The organism is Natronobacillus azotifigens, from assembly GCF_026805325.1.
GTDB classification, from domain to species: domain Bacteria; phylum Bacillota; class Bacilli; order Bacillales; family Amphibacillaceae; genus Natronobacillus; species Natronobacillus azotifigens.
The window spans coordinates 140,915-154,941 of sequence record NZ_JAPRAT010000002.1 but is presented as its reverse complement, the minus strand read 5'-3'; the positions used below and the strand labels follow the sequence as shown (position 1 = coordinate 154,941).

Annotated in this window: 17 protein-coding genes, 1 riboswitch and 1 other annotated feature; of the genes, 14 read left to right on the top strand and 3 right to left on the bottom strand. The window is 36.1% G+C overall.

Going from position 1 to position 14,027, the window contains the following annotated elements; translation table 11 throughout:
• Positions 1–83: 83 nt before the first annotated feature.
• Positions 84–626, bottom strand: coding sequence for a site-specific integrase (locus tag OWO01_RS01825; protein WP_268778783.1), 543 nt, complete (start codon positions 624–626; stop codon positions 84–86).
• Between the two features lie 803 nt (positions 627–1,429).
• On the opposite strand from OWO01_RS01825, the gene OWO01_RS01820 reads away from it, so the two are divergent.
• The 6 genes from OWO01_RS01820 to OWO01_RS01795 all read left to right on the top strand — a co-directional run bounded on the left by OWO01_RS01820 (position 1,430) and on the right by OWO01_RS01795 (position 7,917).
• Positions 1,430–2,236, top strand: a complete 807-nt coding sequence (locus tag OWO01_RS01820) for a YitT family protein (RefSeq protein ID WP_268778717.1) — start codon at positions 1,430–1,432, stop codon at positions 2,234–2,236.
• A gap of 178 nt (positions 2,237–2,414) precedes the next feature.
• Entirely contained in the window at positions 2,415–2,963 is a 549-nt protein-coding gene (locus OWO01_RS01815; RefSeq protein WP_268778716.1) for a chromate transporter, read from the top strand.
• Positions 2,960–3,544, top strand: coding sequence for a chromate transporter (locus OWO01_RS01810; RefSeq protein WP_268778715.1), 585 nt, complete (start codon positions 2,960–2,962; stop codon positions 3,542–3,544). Before OWO01_RS01815 ends, OWO01_RS01810 begins: the two co-directional genes overlap by 4 nt.
• A gap of 157 nt (positions 3,545–3,701) precedes the next feature.
• Positions 3,702–3,973, top strand: a binding site (T-box leader).
• 63 nt (positions 3,974–4,036) lie between these two features.
• Positions 4,037–5,683: a methionine--tRNA ligase gene (metG, locus tag OWO01_RS01805; RefSeq protein WP_268778714.1), complete on the top strand. Its 1,647-nt coding sequence runs from the start codon at positions 4,037–4,039 to the stop codon at positions 5,681–5,683.
• Between the two features lie 322 nt (positions 5,684–6,005).
• Complete coding sequence (locus tag OWO01_RS01800; RefSeq protein WP_268778713.1) at positions 6,006–6,362, top strand: hypothetical protein; 357 nt, start codon at positions 6,006–6,008, stop codon at positions 6,360–6,362.
• A 217-nt stretch (positions 6,363–6,579) separates the two neighbouring features.
• Positions 6,580–6,680, top strand: a riboswitch (cyclic di-GMP riboswitch).
• 253 nt (positions 6,681–6,933) lie between these two features.
• The gene (locus OWO01_RS01795; protein WP_268778712.1) at positions 6,934–7,917 is read left to right on the top strand and encodes an HD-GYP domain-containing protein; all 984 of its coding nucleotides are present in this window, start codon (positions 6,934–6,936) and stop codon (positions 7,915–7,917) included.
• Positions 7,918–7,973: 56 nt separating this feature from the next.
• Here OWO01_RS01795 and OWO01_RS01790 read toward each other — a convergent pair whose 3' ends face one another.
• Positions 7,974–8,861, bottom strand: coding sequence for a DUF3307 domain-containing protein (locus OWO01_RS01790; protein WP_268778711.1), 888 nt, complete (start codon positions 8,859–8,861; stop codon positions 7,974–7,976).
• 52 nt (positions 8,862–8,913) lie between these two features.
• A complete protein-coding gene (locus OWO01_RS01785) occupies positions 8,914–9,690 on the bottom strand; it encodes a hypothetical protein (RefSeq protein WP_268778710.1) in 777 nt (258 codons plus the stop codon).
• 386 nt (positions 9,691–10,076) lie between these two features.
• On the opposite strand from OWO01_RS01785, the gene OWO01_RS01780 reads away from it, so the two are divergent.
• The 8 genes from OWO01_RS01780 to OWO01_RS01745 are packed head-to-tail and all read left to right on the top strand — an operon-like array spanning position 10,077 to position 13,993.
• Positions 10,077–10,595: a Na+/H+ antiporter subunit E gene (locus OWO01_RS01780; RefSeq protein WP_268778709.1), complete on the top strand. Its 519-nt coding sequence runs from the start codon at positions 10,077–10,079 to the stop codon at positions 10,593–10,595.
• Positions 10,585–10,851, top strand: coding sequence for an MrpF/PhaF family protein (locus tag OWO01_RS01775; protein WP_268778708.1), 267 nt, complete (start codon positions 10,585–10,587; stop codon positions 10,849–10,851). Before OWO01_RS01780 ends, OWO01_RS01775 begins: the two co-directional genes overlap by 11 nt.
• Before the next feature lie 12 nt (positions 10,852–10,863).
• Entirely contained in the window at positions 10,864–11,178 is a 315-nt protein-coding gene (mnhG, locus tag OWO01_RS01770) for a monovalent cation/H(+) antiporter subunit G (RefSeq protein ID WP_268778707.1), read from the top strand.
• Complete coding sequence (locus tag OWO01_RS01765) at positions 11,165–11,404, top strand: hydrogenase subunit MbhD domain-containing protein (RefSeq protein WP_268778706.1); 240 nt, start codon at positions 11,165–11,167, stop codon at positions 11,402–11,404. The genes mnhG and OWO01_RS01765 overlap by 14 nt, the downstream gene beginning before the upstream one ends.
• Positions 11,401–11,703, top strand: coding sequence for a hydrogen gas-evolving membrane-bound hydrogenase subunit E (gene mbhE / locus OWO01_RS01760; protein WP_268778705.1), 303 nt, complete (start codon positions 11,401–11,403; stop codon positions 11,701–11,703). The genes OWO01_RS01765 and mbhE overlap by 4 nt, the downstream gene beginning before the upstream one ends.
• A complete protein-coding gene (locus tag OWO01_RS01755) occupies positions 11,696–12,118 on the top strand; it encodes an MnhB domain-containing protein (protein WP_268778704.1) in 423 nt (140 codons plus the stop codon). Before mbhE ends, OWO01_RS01755 begins: the two co-directional genes overlap by 8 nt.
• Positions 12,118–12,501, top strand: coding sequence for a cation:proton antiporter subunit C (locus tag OWO01_RS01750; RefSeq protein WP_268778703.1), 384 nt, complete (start codon positions 12,118–12,120; stop codon positions 12,499–12,501). Before OWO01_RS01755 ends, OWO01_RS01750 begins: the two co-directional genes overlap by 1 nt.
• Complete coding sequence (locus OWO01_RS01745; RefSeq protein ID WP_268778702.1) at positions 12,494–13,993, top strand: complex I subunit 5 family protein; 1,500 nt, start codon at positions 12,494–12,496, stop codon at positions 13,991–13,993. Before OWO01_RS01750 ends, OWO01_RS01745 begins: the two co-directional genes overlap by 8 nt.
• The last annotated feature ends 34 nt before the right edge of the window (positions 13,994–14,027 follow it).

The following is a 14,027-nucleotide window of genomic DNA, read 5'->3' as shown; positions in this document are numbered from 1 at the left end:
CGGCTTATAGATGTTAAAAGAACTGCACCCTAAAATAGCTTAGGTGTGCAGTTCTTTATTAGGTAGTCACTTTTTGTCTTTTCTTACAAACTAAAATTCTCCAAACTTTTATCGACAATATCTTGATTGATTCCGATGTATCGTAAGGTAATGTCTGGTGATGAATGATTAAAAATATCTTGTAATAATGCGACATTTTTATTAATCGTATAGTGCCAAAAACCAAATGTTTTCCGCATGCTATGTGTACCAAAATCTTTGATACCAACTTCATTTGCCGCTTGATTTAATACTTTATATGCTTGTACCCGTTGAAGCGGTAGATCGGTTTTATGAGAAGGGAAGAGGTAGTCCTCGTCACTCATTTCACTCGTATAGGCAACAATAATATTTCTTAACTCCATATTGATCAAAAACCGTTTGTTCTTCCGTGTTTTTGTTTCTTTCATAATTATATGTGTTTTCCCTCGAACATCTTGTACCCGAAGTGGTAGGAGGTCACTTATCCGTAATCCTGTATTCATCCCCATCACAAACAAAAAATAGTTCCGTTCAGAAGTTTCACGTAATTTTTCTTTCATCGCATCAATCAAATGCTTTTCTCGAATTGGCTGAACGGTTTGCATGCCTTTACTAATGAGCGCATGAAAGTCTGATTTTATTTGTTCTATTCTACGTGAGTCTCGTTGTTTCGATTGATTCAATTGATCAATTTTCTTTTTTAATTCGTATTCACCGTATTTTTGTAATAAGTACAAATGTTCGCCTTCAGATAAAGCGACATGTTCTGCAACCTTTTTCTTTTCCATGATACCCCTCCAATAATCCGCTCTATCCCGGAGCAACCGTCCGTAAGACTCCCACTTCAAAACAAGGAGAATATCAAGTGGTTTACGTGGGAGTAACGGACGCTAGCACCCCGAACGGTTCAACTAACAATCAGTGGGGGAATACCTAAAAACCCACACTGATTGAAGTTTCACTTTATCGAGAATATCGATCTCTGTTCGAATGAACCATGTCTACCTAGGGAATTCTCTAACTCATTCGCTTAAAATGCGATTCTCCCACAACAGTACATACGTTCTTCTTTTCTATATTATACGATGAAACCTTTTGATAAGCAATGATCCTTCCAACCAAATTATCCATAAGTTTTATGAACGCTTTCTTCATTATGTATTGTACCATTATTTTATAATTAGGGAAATGATCAAGAATACCTTGATATGATACGTTTTCATGATTTTTCATAAAGAAACATAATACATATTATGTTTCTTTCAAATATATTGAAGTTATTTTATGAGAATAAATTGCAAAGAAAGATGACAATATTTCGAATTGAATGTGAATAAGTCATTTTATTGCATTGTGACTTGAAATTTGCTAAGTTAAGCCTATTGAAGAAAAAAGAGAGGATGCGTCTATGAAAAACTTCATCGTCATTATTGGTTCTTTGATTGTTTCGATTGCTTTTAATTTTTTTCTTGTTCCCTATGGTATTTTAAGCAGTGGAATAAGTGGTATTGCGATATTGTTTGGGCTACTTACACCTTTTAATATTGGATTAATTAATTTTGTGCTCAACTTACCTCTACTCGTATTAGGATATTTTAAGCTTGGAAAAACAATTACGATTAATACGATTACCTGTGTCGTGTCCTTATCCATTTTCCTTTATCTCGTCCCCGTTACTACAGTGGCAGATAATATTTTGTTATCGAGCATCTTCGGTGGTGTTATTGGCGGTTTAGGGATTGGACTTATCTTAAAGTATTCAGGCACATCAGGAGGATTAGATATTATTGCTATTCTCGTTTCGAGAAAAAGTAATATCAGTATTGGATTACTGCTAACAGCAATGAATGGGATCATTGTTTTCATCTCAGGCTCTGTTTTTGATTGGAACATTGCTTTATATACGATGTTATCGATTTATCTAACTGGGCGCATGGTTGATACGCTACATACCAATCATATCAAGCTGACGATGCAGATTGTTACAACCAAAGGAGAACAGATCCGCAAAGAATTATTGGAAAGTGTGTATCGCGGGATTACGATAACAGATGGGTATGGCGGGTATACAATGGAAAAAAAGCAAATCTTAATGATGGTAGTCACACGTTATGAAACGATGCAAATCAAAAAAATCGTACGTAAACATGATGAACGAGCATTTATTAATATATATGAGACCGTTGAAGTGGACGGGGAATTTGCGAAAAATTAAATCAATTTTCCATTGTCTGCTAGTACATTGACGCACAGTTGTGCGTTTTTTGTTATTTGGTTGAAATAACTATTCAATAAGCGTTAGGTATGATATTTTTGTATATGGCATCATTTATATATTGTCTAACTAATCTATAGAGTACGTGTATGGATTGGCAGAAAGAGAGGAAAAAGTCTTGAAAGAATTAATTGATTTATTTTTTACCTTTGCAAGAATTGGGGGACTTACTTTTGGTGGTGGCTATGCTATGCTACCCATTTTACAACGTGAAGTTGTAGAAAATAAAAAATGGACTACCGAAGAAGAACTAATGGATTATTACGCAATGGGACAAACGACACCAGGTATCATTGCAGTAAACACAGCTACGTTTATCGGGCAACAATACAAAGGGGTCGCGGGAGCTATTTCAGCGACACTTGGGGTTGTATTTCCCTCTTTGATCATTATTAGCGTGATTGCGATGTTTATACAAAACTTTGCTGACGCTGCGATATTACAAAACGCTTTTGCAGGCATTCGTGTTAGTGTATACGTGCTTATTCTCAATGCCGTCATAAATCTATGGAAAAAATCCGTTACCAATACATACCGATTCGTTATCTTCCTGATTGTTTTTCTTGGATCTGTTCTAACAAGCTGGTCGCCAGTTGTATTTATCTTATTTGCTGGAATCGCGGGGTTTTTCTCAAACAAAAAGATGAAGGGAGGAGTTAGAGGATGATCTACTTCCAACTTTTTTATGAGTTTTTTATGACGGGATTGTTTGCGGTTGGTGGAGGTCTAGCTACGCTTCCGTTTTTGTATGATATTTCTGATCGAACGGGATGGTTTACCCATGGCCACTTAGCGGATATGATCGCAATTTCCGAATCAACTCCGGGTGCAATCGGCGTGAATATGGCTACTTATGCCGGGTATACAACTGCTGGAATACCCGGTGCCATCATCGCAACCCTTGGTCTAATTACACCATCGCTCATTATCATTATAATTATTGCAAGAATTTTAAAAACATTCAAAAATAACCCTAATGTTCAAGCCGTTTTCTCTGGTTTACGTCCCGCTTCCACTGCGCTGATTGCAGCTGCAGGCTTTTCGGTACTTGTGATGGATTTAATCCGGATAGAATTATATGAAGAGACAGGACTCATCTTGGATTTACTTAATTGGCAAGCATTCCTTTTGGCAGTGGTAATTTTCTTCTTAACCAACAGAGTCAAAGCCACAAAAAAACTACACCCTGTTGTTTTTATTGCTTTTGCTGCTGTAATTGGCATTCTCTTCAATTTTTCCGGGGCATAAATCGCTATCTTGCAATTGCAGGAAGTGGAGCGATCTTAGCTGTTATAAAAAATGGTTCTCACAGAAGAACATCTATTTTTGCAATGAAATGTATGATAATCCTGTCAAATTAGACTTGATTGGAATCCATTATTATGTAATAATAAGCACAATATTATCAATAGCGATGATAAGGAAAGTACATTCACCAACATTTTCATACAGAGAGCTTCGGTAGCTGAAAAGAAGCGGGAAATAAGTGATTGGAAAATGGCCTTGGAGCTTTAAGGTTGAGTTTCTTTGGAAATTAGATCTTAACGAGAGTTGGCACTCGTTACCAATGTCAAAGTATAAGCGTGTTAAAGAATAACACGTCGTACTTACAGAGGCTAATGGTGTGAATCGTTAGTGAATTAAGGTGGTAACACGAGTGAATACCTCGTCCTTAGACAAAACTTTTGTCTATTGGGCGAGGTTTTTTGTATTCAAAAATAACGTAAGGAGGAAAAAGCAATGACAGTGATTATTGGTGGTGCATGGCCATACGCAAACGGTTCTCTTCATTTAGGACATTTAGCCGCATTATTGCCAGGAGACATTATTGCAAGATATTTTCGACAGAAAGGAGAAAGAGTACTATATGTTTCAGGTAGTGATTGCAACGGAACGCCAATCTCGATCCGTGCAAATCAAGAAAACACAACAACAAAAGAAATTGCAGATCGTTATCACGATGAATTTGTTCATTGTTTTAACAAGTTAGGATTTTCTTATGATTTTTATACACGAACCGATGCAAAGCATCATCATCTAAGTGTACAAAATATTTTTCTTACACTGCTTGAGAATGGACATTTATATAAGAAAACTATCGAACAAGCGTATTGTGAAACCGATCAGCGCTTTTTACCAGATCGTTTTGTTGAGGGGATTTGTCCACATTGTAAAAAACAAGCGCGAGGAGATCAATGTGACCATTGTTCAAGCATCCTAGATCCACTGGATTTAATCCAGAAAAAGTGCAAACTTTGTGGGATGGAGCCAACGATTAAAGAAACGGAGCATTTTTATTATGCTTTCCAGAACTTTCAACAACCGTTAGAACAATTGGTAACCAAAAGTGCTCAAAACAAAAATTGGCGTAACAATGCAATTGCATTAACACGCAGATATTTAGCGGAAGGATTACCAGATCGCGCAGTTACCAGAGACATTTCCAATGGGGTTGATGTCCCCGTCAAAGGATTTGAAGGGAAGAAGATCTATGTTTGGATCGAAGCCGTATCAGGCTATTTAACTGCAAGCATGGAGTGGGCGAAGTTACATGGAGAAAATATCACAGATTGGTGGAATGAAAATTCGAGATCATATTATATACATGGGAAAGACAACATTCCTTTTCATTCGGTAATATGGCCAGCGGTTTTAATGGGGATTGACAATCCTGCTTTACCGACTCATATTATTTCAAATGAGTACTTAACCTTAGAAAAGCGGAAGTTATCTACCAGTCAGAATTGGGCTGTTTGGATACCAGATTTGGTAGAGAAATACCACCCGGATTCGATCCGGTATTTTATGACGATCAACGCCCCTGAAAATCGAGACACAGACTTTTCCTGGCGAGAATTTTTTCATCGTCATAATAGCGAATTGCTTGGGGCATATGGCAATTTTGTTCACCGAACCTTTAAGTTCATCGGAAAATATTACAACGGGAGGACACCTGAGTCTTTGATTGATGAATCGATTAAAGCAGAGACGATTAAATTATATCAGTATATTGACGAAGAAATTAGCCAAGGACACTTAAAACGAGGATTGGAGAAAATCTTTGAGAATGTTCGTAAAGCAAACAAGTATTTTGATGAACAAAAACCTTGGCAATTGATCAAAGAGGCCCCTTCATCATGTGATAACGTAATGTCCAATTGTGTATATCTCATTGTCAATTTCGCACAAATTCTACAACCCTTTCTTCCGTTCTCTAGTGAACGAATAAAAGAAATGTTGCAATTGGAGGAACTTACTTGGCAAGAGCGCGAATTACCAGCAACAAACCTTTCCAATGTACAGCCACTATTTGAAAGGTTAGAGCAAAAAGAGATAGAAGTGGAGTTAGAGAGATTACATCAAAATGCCCAGGGTTTTCGGAATTAGTAGCTAGGAAGATCAATAAAGAGAAATTAAGCAAATGTAGGAGCATGATTTTTATCAAATAAAACTTCAATCAATGTAAATCTCTCCCTTAACTGATTGTTAGCCGTAAAGGATATCCTAAGGCCTTGAAGCCTTAGGATTCCATTTTTTATACTAGGAGAGTATGAGTTTTACTGCCATACAGTAGGGGATCATGATTGCTTTTTCATCAGCCCCTTACAAAAATATAGCTTCTATTGTTTTTTTTATGATTTCTATAATAAAAAAACATATTCAAAGGTACTTGTTTAATAAAATACACATAAAGGGGGGATCTAGAAGTATGATGAATAGAAATAATAAACCGTTACTAATTCTTCTGCTCATTCTATTCATTATCTTTGTCTTCATTCCTTTCGTTGTTAGTATTTCTTATGGTAATGTACCTTTTTACAACCGTTTCCCATTAAATACTCAAGATATTTTAGTGACAAACAATAAAAATCTTGATCAGGAGCATCAACTTTCCTTTTTGTATAACAATACATATACTTGGGATGAAGTAACAAGATATGTGGTTCGTAGCCAAATGACTTTCTTTCGAGTGTTTCGAATAAATCTAATTATCTCTGGAATTGTTATTCTATCTATTATTGCTGATCGAACGTTTATCCGGGGTTCAGGTTTTAAACGAAAGTAAGGAAGGTTTAATCACAATACGAATAAAATTGTTTTTGGAAAGAAAGGAACAAATCTTGAATTCCTTGTCTGTTCGTTAGGAGTGTTTCCTTGTACAGATGAAGTAGCGTTTTCTTGATTTTTAAACACAAATGAAAATTTAGCAACAACCCATGTCGTTTTTTGTTGAAAAATACAAAAAATTAGACTAATATAAGAATAACGTATTAAAAATTACATAGTGATAAAGGCAAACTATTTGAAAAGATAGGACGCAAAGTCATGGGTCTAAGGTATAAAGGTAACCATTTATCCCGGTGCAGTCCGTAAGACTCCCACTTCAAAACAATGAGAATATCAAGTTGTTTAAGTGGGTGTAACGGACGCCAACACCCCGAATGGTTCAACTAACAATCAGTGGGGGGGAATACGTAAAAACCCTACTGATTGAAGTTTCACTTTATTACTATTGATTGCCAGACTACCAAACTCATTTTGAGGTTTATTTGGCTATCTCTAATTATAGAGATAGTCCTTTCTTTTTTTTACAGAGAAGCATTACACACTACATCGAGATAAAAGAGGGGAACAACATGAGACTAATTAACATTTCAGAATATGATCATAACAGTATGGTGCTAGGGAAACCAATCTATGATTCGAATAAACGGATTTTACTAGCAGCGGGGAGAACGATCGATCCGAAAATCATTACACGATTAGAAGCGATCGGTATTGAATTTTTATTCGTAGAAGATGAAATTTCTAAAGGGATTAGCATTGAAGACATGCTTGATATGCCTACATGGACGGATGCTATTGAAGCAGTAAAAACGTTTTATCATCAAGCAGTAACCTATCATTCCCCCAAATTAGAAGGAATTCAAAAAGTTGCAGGTACTCTACTTCAAGAGGTAAAATATCGACCTACTTTAATATTAATTCCTGCCGGTACAATGACGAAGGATCTACAACCATACGCACACGCGGTAAATGTAACAATCCTTGCACTGCTTATTGCAAAAGAAATGGGTTATAACGATATTAAACAGAAGGATTTAGCAATTGGTTCGTTAGTGCATGACATAGGAAAAATACTTGATGATGATCCTAACAAACATCCGGAAAAAGGTTTTGATTTTTTACGAAACATCAGTCAGTTCAGTATTGTTTCCGCACACATTGCTTATCAGCACCATGAGCGATTGGATGGGGGAGGGTTTCCTCGAAAATTGAAGGACCAAGCCTTTTTAGAAATGGCACAAATCTGTGGACTCGCAAACTGGTACGATAATATGATTTCAAAAGAGAATTTTGCCCCGCACGATGCAATGGAAGCAATTATGGCTGCATCAGACAGAGCCTATAGTCATCGAATTGTTGCAGCATTTAGCCAATCTGTTGCCAGCTATCCACCTGGAACAAAGGTAATCGTTGATAATAAGGAACCTGCCATTGTCACGAAAATACATAAACACCTACAACGTCCAATTATAAAATTGCTTTCCAATGATAAAATCATTGATTTATTAGAAAATCCAACTTATATGATAAAACCATTTGATACGGTTGTTTAATATATCGTATTCGCTTTTCTTGATATGAGAGATTATTTAGGAAACACGTTATTGTTCTAAAAGATAATTGATCTTATAAATATTCCATACACAATAGCCAAAAAAATGGATGATAACGTACCTAAAAGAAAATATTCTGCCCATTCTCTATCATCCATTTGTTTAAAACGCGCAAGTGACTTTGCTGTTAATATAAATGCTATCGCTGTATACTGATCGTTTATGACAAGGATAATAATAATTAGTCTTTCCAGATAACCAATTATTTTCCCTCTGGAAAGATCCTGTTTTCTTACAAGCATATAATTATACTGTTCCGACATTATTCCTAGTTTGCCATCTCTTTTCATCATTTCCACATTGTCAATAACTTGATCAAATGTATATTTTCCTTCGAATAGAGCAATATGTTCTGGTAATGTACCTAACAACAACCGTATACCGTTGCCACTCACTGTGGTTATGATAATTAGCATGATAATAATGAATATTGCTAGATTCATTGGTGAAAGATAGTTTTCTACTTCCGGAGATCTTTCTAAGATAAGAATAAATTGATAAAAATAATGAAAAGTACTTTTTCCGGAAAAGAAAGAACTAACAAGCACAATCGAAACGAAATGAAGCAGTTGATCAGTTATAAAAAGAATAAATTCCCATGTATTTTTCTTAGGTCCTTTAGCTACTTTATTCCAGATTTTTATTTTTAGGATATCAATTAGTAAATGAAAGCAAATAATAGCTACAGTTGGGTACAAGATATGAAACAACATGCTAGTCATTCTATTACTCCAGAGATACAGCAAAACAAGGAAGAAGAAGGTCGTAATAAAATGATGTGTCAAATGAAGGAGAATATGTTTCTCCTTATTCTTGACCATCTTTTCGGTTTGTAGATAGAAATCTGCAATGAGGTGGGCTAGTGTTAAAATTAGAAAAAACATAAAAGTCATGATCCTTTCTGAAGGAAATGCGTTAACAACCCTCGTCTTCTATTTATAAATTTGGATAAAATGCTTTGAAATTCGTTTTCATGTATCCTCTAATTGATGTTGCGAATTCTTTTGATAAGGTAGAAAGGTCTTCTGTTTTCTCCGCATTTTCTCCCGCTTGAAGAATATTTAATGTATCGATTAATTTGTAGAATATCTGTAATATCAACTCGCTCTGGCCTTTTTTATAATGACTTGATATCGTAGAAGATGTCTTTTGGAGTAAGTGGGCAATTTTCTTCTGTTCTCTTAATATCGAATAAAGCGAACAAATCAATCGTTGCTGATCTGTTTGGTCATACAGTAACTTGCTTTGTATTTGTGCTAACAAGTTCAACGTCTCTTTACTATCTTTCACTTGGTGTGAATCTGCTATTTTCTCATCTATATCAAAGATCATCGTTGTTTCTCTAATTCGACTATTTTTTATTTTCTCATTTTGTTCTCTTGCCCTTTTGATTAGTGGATGATTCCATGAATCAATTTGAATTTTTTCTAAATTTGACTCGGTATAACCGAAGGAAAAACCAAAGTACGGTGTTTGCTTTTTAAATTTCCAAGTTAATAGGATAAAAAATGCAGCGATATATGCTGTTGAGAAGTTTTTTGCTACAAATAAAATCTCATCTCCCATGCGGTGATGTACTTTGATTTGATTGCTATCCGTTCTTAAAGAATGAATCGTTTTTTCCCAACCTTGCACGTATTCTGCAATCTCTTCCCAGTTATTGTCTGTAGAATTTGAGACGTCCATAATAAAAATCGAAATGGGTTGTTTCATGTTTACCTCCTTATTTGATCATATATTCGTAATGAAAAGACACTTGGTTCGACTAATTAGACGAAATGACTAATAATTCGATTAAATGATCGAAATGATTATCAACTCGATCTTTTCATCTAATTATAATTCAAAATGATGAAATTATCTATAAATGTATCAGTAAAAGAAAAAAATACTGGGAAGATAAGGGGGAGTTAGAATTAAGTGGTTATGTTAACTAGAACGATCATACGGAAATCGTTAAAGGCGAATCGATCATAAGGAAAAGAGGTAAAAAAGAAGAACAGGAAAGACGACAAGTAGTATTGAAAATAGACGTATTTTGCGTTAAAGTATAATATAGTGCTTTTTGGACTAATTAAATAGGAAGGAAGAGGTGCTTGATGAAAAACTTTTCATCATTGTTTAAGCAAAGAAACACGTGGCTAGTATGCATTGTTCTATTAGTGTTTTGGATCGTGATTGATGCACAAATTGAATTTGAGTCCATCATACTTGGGTTAATCGCAGTAATCAGTATTATGTATTTAAATCGTGACCTTGCCTTCTCATCAAGGGAAATCGGAGTAGTCAATGGGATTTATATGTGGCGCTTTTTAAAATTAGTTGCCTTCCTAGTCATAGAAGTCGTGAAATCAAACATTCAAGTGGCTAAAATTGTGCTTCATCCAAAGATGCCAATTCAACCATCGTTTGTAACCATTCCTGTTAAACCAAAAAAAGATTTTCATAAAGTGGTTTATGGTAATGTCATTACGCTAACACCTGGAACTTTGACAGTAGACGTCACCAAAAATGGTTATATCGTTCATACCTTAACCGAGGAAACCAAGGCAGATCTGAAAAACAATCCGATGGAAGAACGCGTCATGCAGTTAGAGGTGAATTCACATGACGATTGAAATATTTACAGCTTTGGCTGTTTTTTTAATGGTGTTAGCCTTTGTTTGTTTATATCGCGCATATATCGGTCCAGAGGCTGCAGATCGTGTCATATCCATTAATGTTATTACGACAAAAGTAACGATTTTAATTGCGCTCATTGCCGTGATTACGGGGCAAAATGCATTTATTGATGTTGCATTGATCTATGCGATGATGGGTTTTATCGCAACAGTTGCTGTTTCAAAATACATTGAAAAAGGCAAACTATATTAGGAGGTGTTTACCATGATTCGTGAACTTATTGTAGTCGTTTTCGTATTAGGCAGTGCTTTTTTCTTTATGGTAGGCACCATTGGATTAATTCGTTTACCTGATGTGTTTACACGGATGCATGCGACGGCTAAAAGTGATACGTTAGGAGCTGGACTGGCTTTACTAGCCTTGATCGTGTATCAAGGGTTTAATCCGATTAGTATTAAATTGTTCATTATTTTGGTGTTTATCTCGATTACCAATCCTGTTTCAGCACATATTATCGCAAAATCTGCTTATTATCATGATCAGAAGCGTAATAAGGAGGCTGACCATGCAAATTCTTAATGTCATTCTTGTTATTTTTCTTATTATTGCAGCCATCGCTGTTGAACGCACAAAAGATTTACTTAGTGCTGTCATTATTTTCACCTCATATAGTTTAGTCATGGCATTACTCTGGTTAATCTTGCGTGCACCGGATGTTGCAATGACGGAAGCAGCGATAGGAGCCGGCATTACGACAAACCTTTTTGTCATTGTCATTAGCCGGACAAGGAGGCAAGAAAAATGACAAAAATATTTACTTTTTTAATGCTTGGTGGACTTCTTTTTGTTCTTCTGACCAGTATTACGGAATTACCGACGTTTGGTGAAAGTTATGCTCCTGCGCACAATGAAATATCGAACCACTATATTGAACAGGGGCCTGAGGATACGAACAGCCCTAATTTAATTGGGGCGATTATTACCGACTATCGAGCGTTTGATACACTTGGTGAAGCGACTGTGTTGTTTACCGCAATTGCGGCAGTTGTCGCGATCCTTGGTGTTGTACATCATAAGCAGGATAAGGGGGATAATCATGAATGATTTAATTGTTAAAATGACGACGAAATTGGTTTTACCTTTTATCCAATTGTACGGCATTTATGTCATTATTCATGGTCACTTGTCTCCTGGTGGGGCCTTTCCTGGTGGGGCTATTTTTGCGACCAGCATTGTCTTGTTCACGATTGTTTTCGGGTTGCGAATCGGACAGAAACGGCTACCTCATCATGTATCTTCAAAACTTGAGACTAGTGGCATTTTTGTGTTTATTGTTTTTGGTCTGACAGGTATTTTGATGGGTTATCAATTTTTAACGAACCAAGAGGCTGGTTTTCCAATGGGGGAATGGGGGCGCGTTTTTAGTGCCGGTTTTATCCCAATAATCACGTTTGCGCTCGGCATAAAAGTAATGAGTGCCGTCGTGACATTATTCCACACGATGATGGAGGAAGAATAATGCCTATTGAAATAGATTTTTTCTTGAACAATATCAATTATATCGGTGCGATGGTACTGTTTGTGATTGGATTATATACAGTACTAACACATCCAAACTTAATCAAGAAGGTTATTGGTATCAATATTATGGAGACATCTGTCTTTTTGTTTTTTGTTTCGATCGGTTTTATAAGTGGGGCGAATGCACCAATTGTTGAGCAAGGACAAGCAGCTGAAACCGTTGTAAATCCGTTGCCGTCTGCGATGATTTTAACAGGAATTGTTGTTGCTATTGGTGTTACAGCTTTTGCATTAAGCCTTATTGTCAAAATTCATGAGGCATACGGTACGATAGAATTAGATGAAATCATGCAGATAAGGAGCGCAGAAAAAAATGATTAATATCCATTTTCCAATCTTTATTCTTACGCTTCTTTTAGCTTTTGCTACAATTATTCCATTACAAAAGCGGCCGTTTGACCGACGATTCCAAGTCATTATGATGTCTGTTTTGGTGGTTAGTTTAGTTATGGCTATCGGTGAATTAATTTATGTAATTGACCATGGGGCTTATAGTTATACATTTGGCTCTTATGAACGTGGAATTGGAATTGAGTTTCTTGTTGATGAATTTTCGGTATTAATGACAGCAGTGGTTATCGTTATTGCCTTCTTTATTCTGTTATACTCGATTCGTGATTTAGAACATGAAATTGATCCTTCTCGTATATACAGTTATTATACACTCATTTTCTTATTGTTATTCGCTATGATTGGGATGATTTTTACCAATGACATCTTCAATATGTATGTCTTTGTCGAAATCTTATCAATCACCTCTGTAGCGATTATCGCGATTAAAAACAAGAAAGACTCTCTAATGGCGAGTATGAAATACCTGATAATGGGGACGATTGGTTCCATTACGGTATTAATGGGTTTTGCATTAATCTATATGGTAACGGGACATTTAAATATGACGTTAATAGCCGAAGAAATAGTATTAGTTTGGGAGCAATATCCGCTAAATATTTTATTAGCGATGGGCTTTATCCTTACCGGTTTTGGTATCAAGGCAGCGATTTTTCCGCTACATAATTGGTTGCCCGACGCGCATTCAAGTGCACCAACGCCATCTAGTGCTTTTCTATCCGGTTTAGTCGTAAAAGCGTATGTATTTGCTATCGCTAAGATGATTTACCGAGTAGTTGGTCCAGATATTTCAACAAATATAGGTTTAACCGACTATATTCTCATTTTTGCTGTACTAAGTATTATCATGGGTTCGGTGTATGCTTTATCGCAAACCGATATAAAACGTCGTTTAGCATACTCTAGTGTAGCGCAAATTGGCTATATTTTTCTTGGGTTAGGGCTTGCGACGGATCTTGGAATTTCAGCAGCGTTATTTCATGTCATTTCACATGCCTTTATGAAATCCGCATTATTTTTAAGTGCAGGTTCGATAATTTACTTGACAGGAAAGCGACATGTGAAAGACCTCAGCGGGATTGCTTATACGATGCCAGTCACGATGACGGTGTTTTGCATTGGGACTTTAGGAATGATTGGTATTCCTGCAACAAGTGGGTTTATGAGTAAGTGGTATTTAGGTCTTGCTTCTTTAGACGCAGGACAACCAGAGTTACTAATTGTCATTTTAATAAGTAGCTTTTTGAATGCATTATATTATTTACCTATTGTTATTTCAGCATTTTTACAAGAGAAGCCAAGTCGCGAGACAATTGTGGTGGTTAGCACGCAGGGGACAACTGTTCCAAGGTCGATGAAAATCTCGATGGCACTGGTGGGCGCCGGAGTCATTATCATTGGGTTATTCCCGAATATTGTCATGGATATTATAAATATGGCTGTGCCAACGTTTATTGAGTAAGAAAATAACAAAATTCTCATAGAATGAGGGGGCT

Excerpts from the sequence above, each read along its gene's own strand:
- OWO01_RS01755 (WP_268778704.1), top strand. The coding sequence starts at position 11,696 with ATGAATGATTTAATTGTTAAAATGACGACGAAATTGGTTTTACCTTTT.
- OWO01_RS01775 (WP_268778708.1), top strand. The coding sequence starts at position 10,585 with ATGACGATTGAAATATTTACAGCTTTGGCTGTTTTTTTAATGGTGTTA.
- metG (WP_268778714.1), top strand. The coding sequence starts at position 4,037 with ATGACAGTGATTATTGGTGGTGCATGGCCATACGCAAACGGTTCTCTT.
- OWO01_RS01825 (WP_268778783.1), bottom strand. The coding sequence starts at position 626 with ATGCAAACCGTTCAGCCAATTCGAGAAAAGCATTTGATTGATGCGATG.
- OWO01_RS01795 (WP_268778712.1), top strand. The coding sequence starts at position 6,934 with ATGAGACTAATTAACATTTCAGAATATGATCATAACAGTATGGTGCTA.
- OWO01_RS01800 (WP_268778713.1), top strand. The coding sequence starts at position 6,006 with ATGATGAATAGAAATAATAAACCGTTACTAATTCTTCTGCTCATTCTA.
- OWO01_RS01810 (WP_268778715.1), top strand. The coding sequence starts at position 2,960 with ATGATCTACTTCCAACTTTTTTATGAGTTTTTTATGACGGGATTGTTT.
- mbhE (WP_268778705.1), top strand. The coding sequence starts at position 11,401 with ATGACAAAAATATTTACTTTTTTAATGCTTGGTGGACTTCTTTTTGTT.
- OWO01_RS01750 (WP_268778703.1), top strand. The coding sequence starts at position 12,118 with ATGCCTATTGAAATAGATTTTTTCTTGAACAATATCAATTATATCGGT.
- OWO01_RS01790 (WP_268778711.1), bottom strand. The coding sequence starts at position 8,861 with ATGTTTTTTCTAATTTTAACACTAGCCCACCTCATTGCAGATTTCTAT.
- mnhG (WP_268778707.1), top strand. The coding sequence starts at position 10,864 with ATGATTCGTGAACTTATTGTAGTCGTTTTCGTATTAGGCAGTGCTTTT.
- OWO01_RS01780 (WP_268778709.1), top strand. The coding sequence starts at position 10,077 with ATGAAAAACTTTTCATCATTGTTTAAGCAAAGAAACACGTGGCTAGTA.
- OWO01_RS01765 (WP_268778706.1), top strand. The coding sequence starts at position 11,165 with ATGCAAATTCTTAATGTCATTCTTGTTATTTTTCTTATTATTGCAGCC.
- OWO01_RS01820 (WP_268778717.1), top strand. The coding sequence starts at position 1,430 with ATGAAAAACTTCATCGTCATTATTGGTTCTTTGATTGTTTCGATTGCT.
- OWO01_RS01785 (WP_268778710.1), bottom strand. The coding sequence starts at position 9,690 with ATGAAACAACCCATTTCGATTTTTATTATGGACGTCTCAAATTCTACA.
- OWO01_RS01745 (WP_268778702.1), top strand. The coding sequence starts at position 12,494 with ATGATTAATATCCATTTTCCAATCTTTATTCTTACGCTTCTTTTAGCT.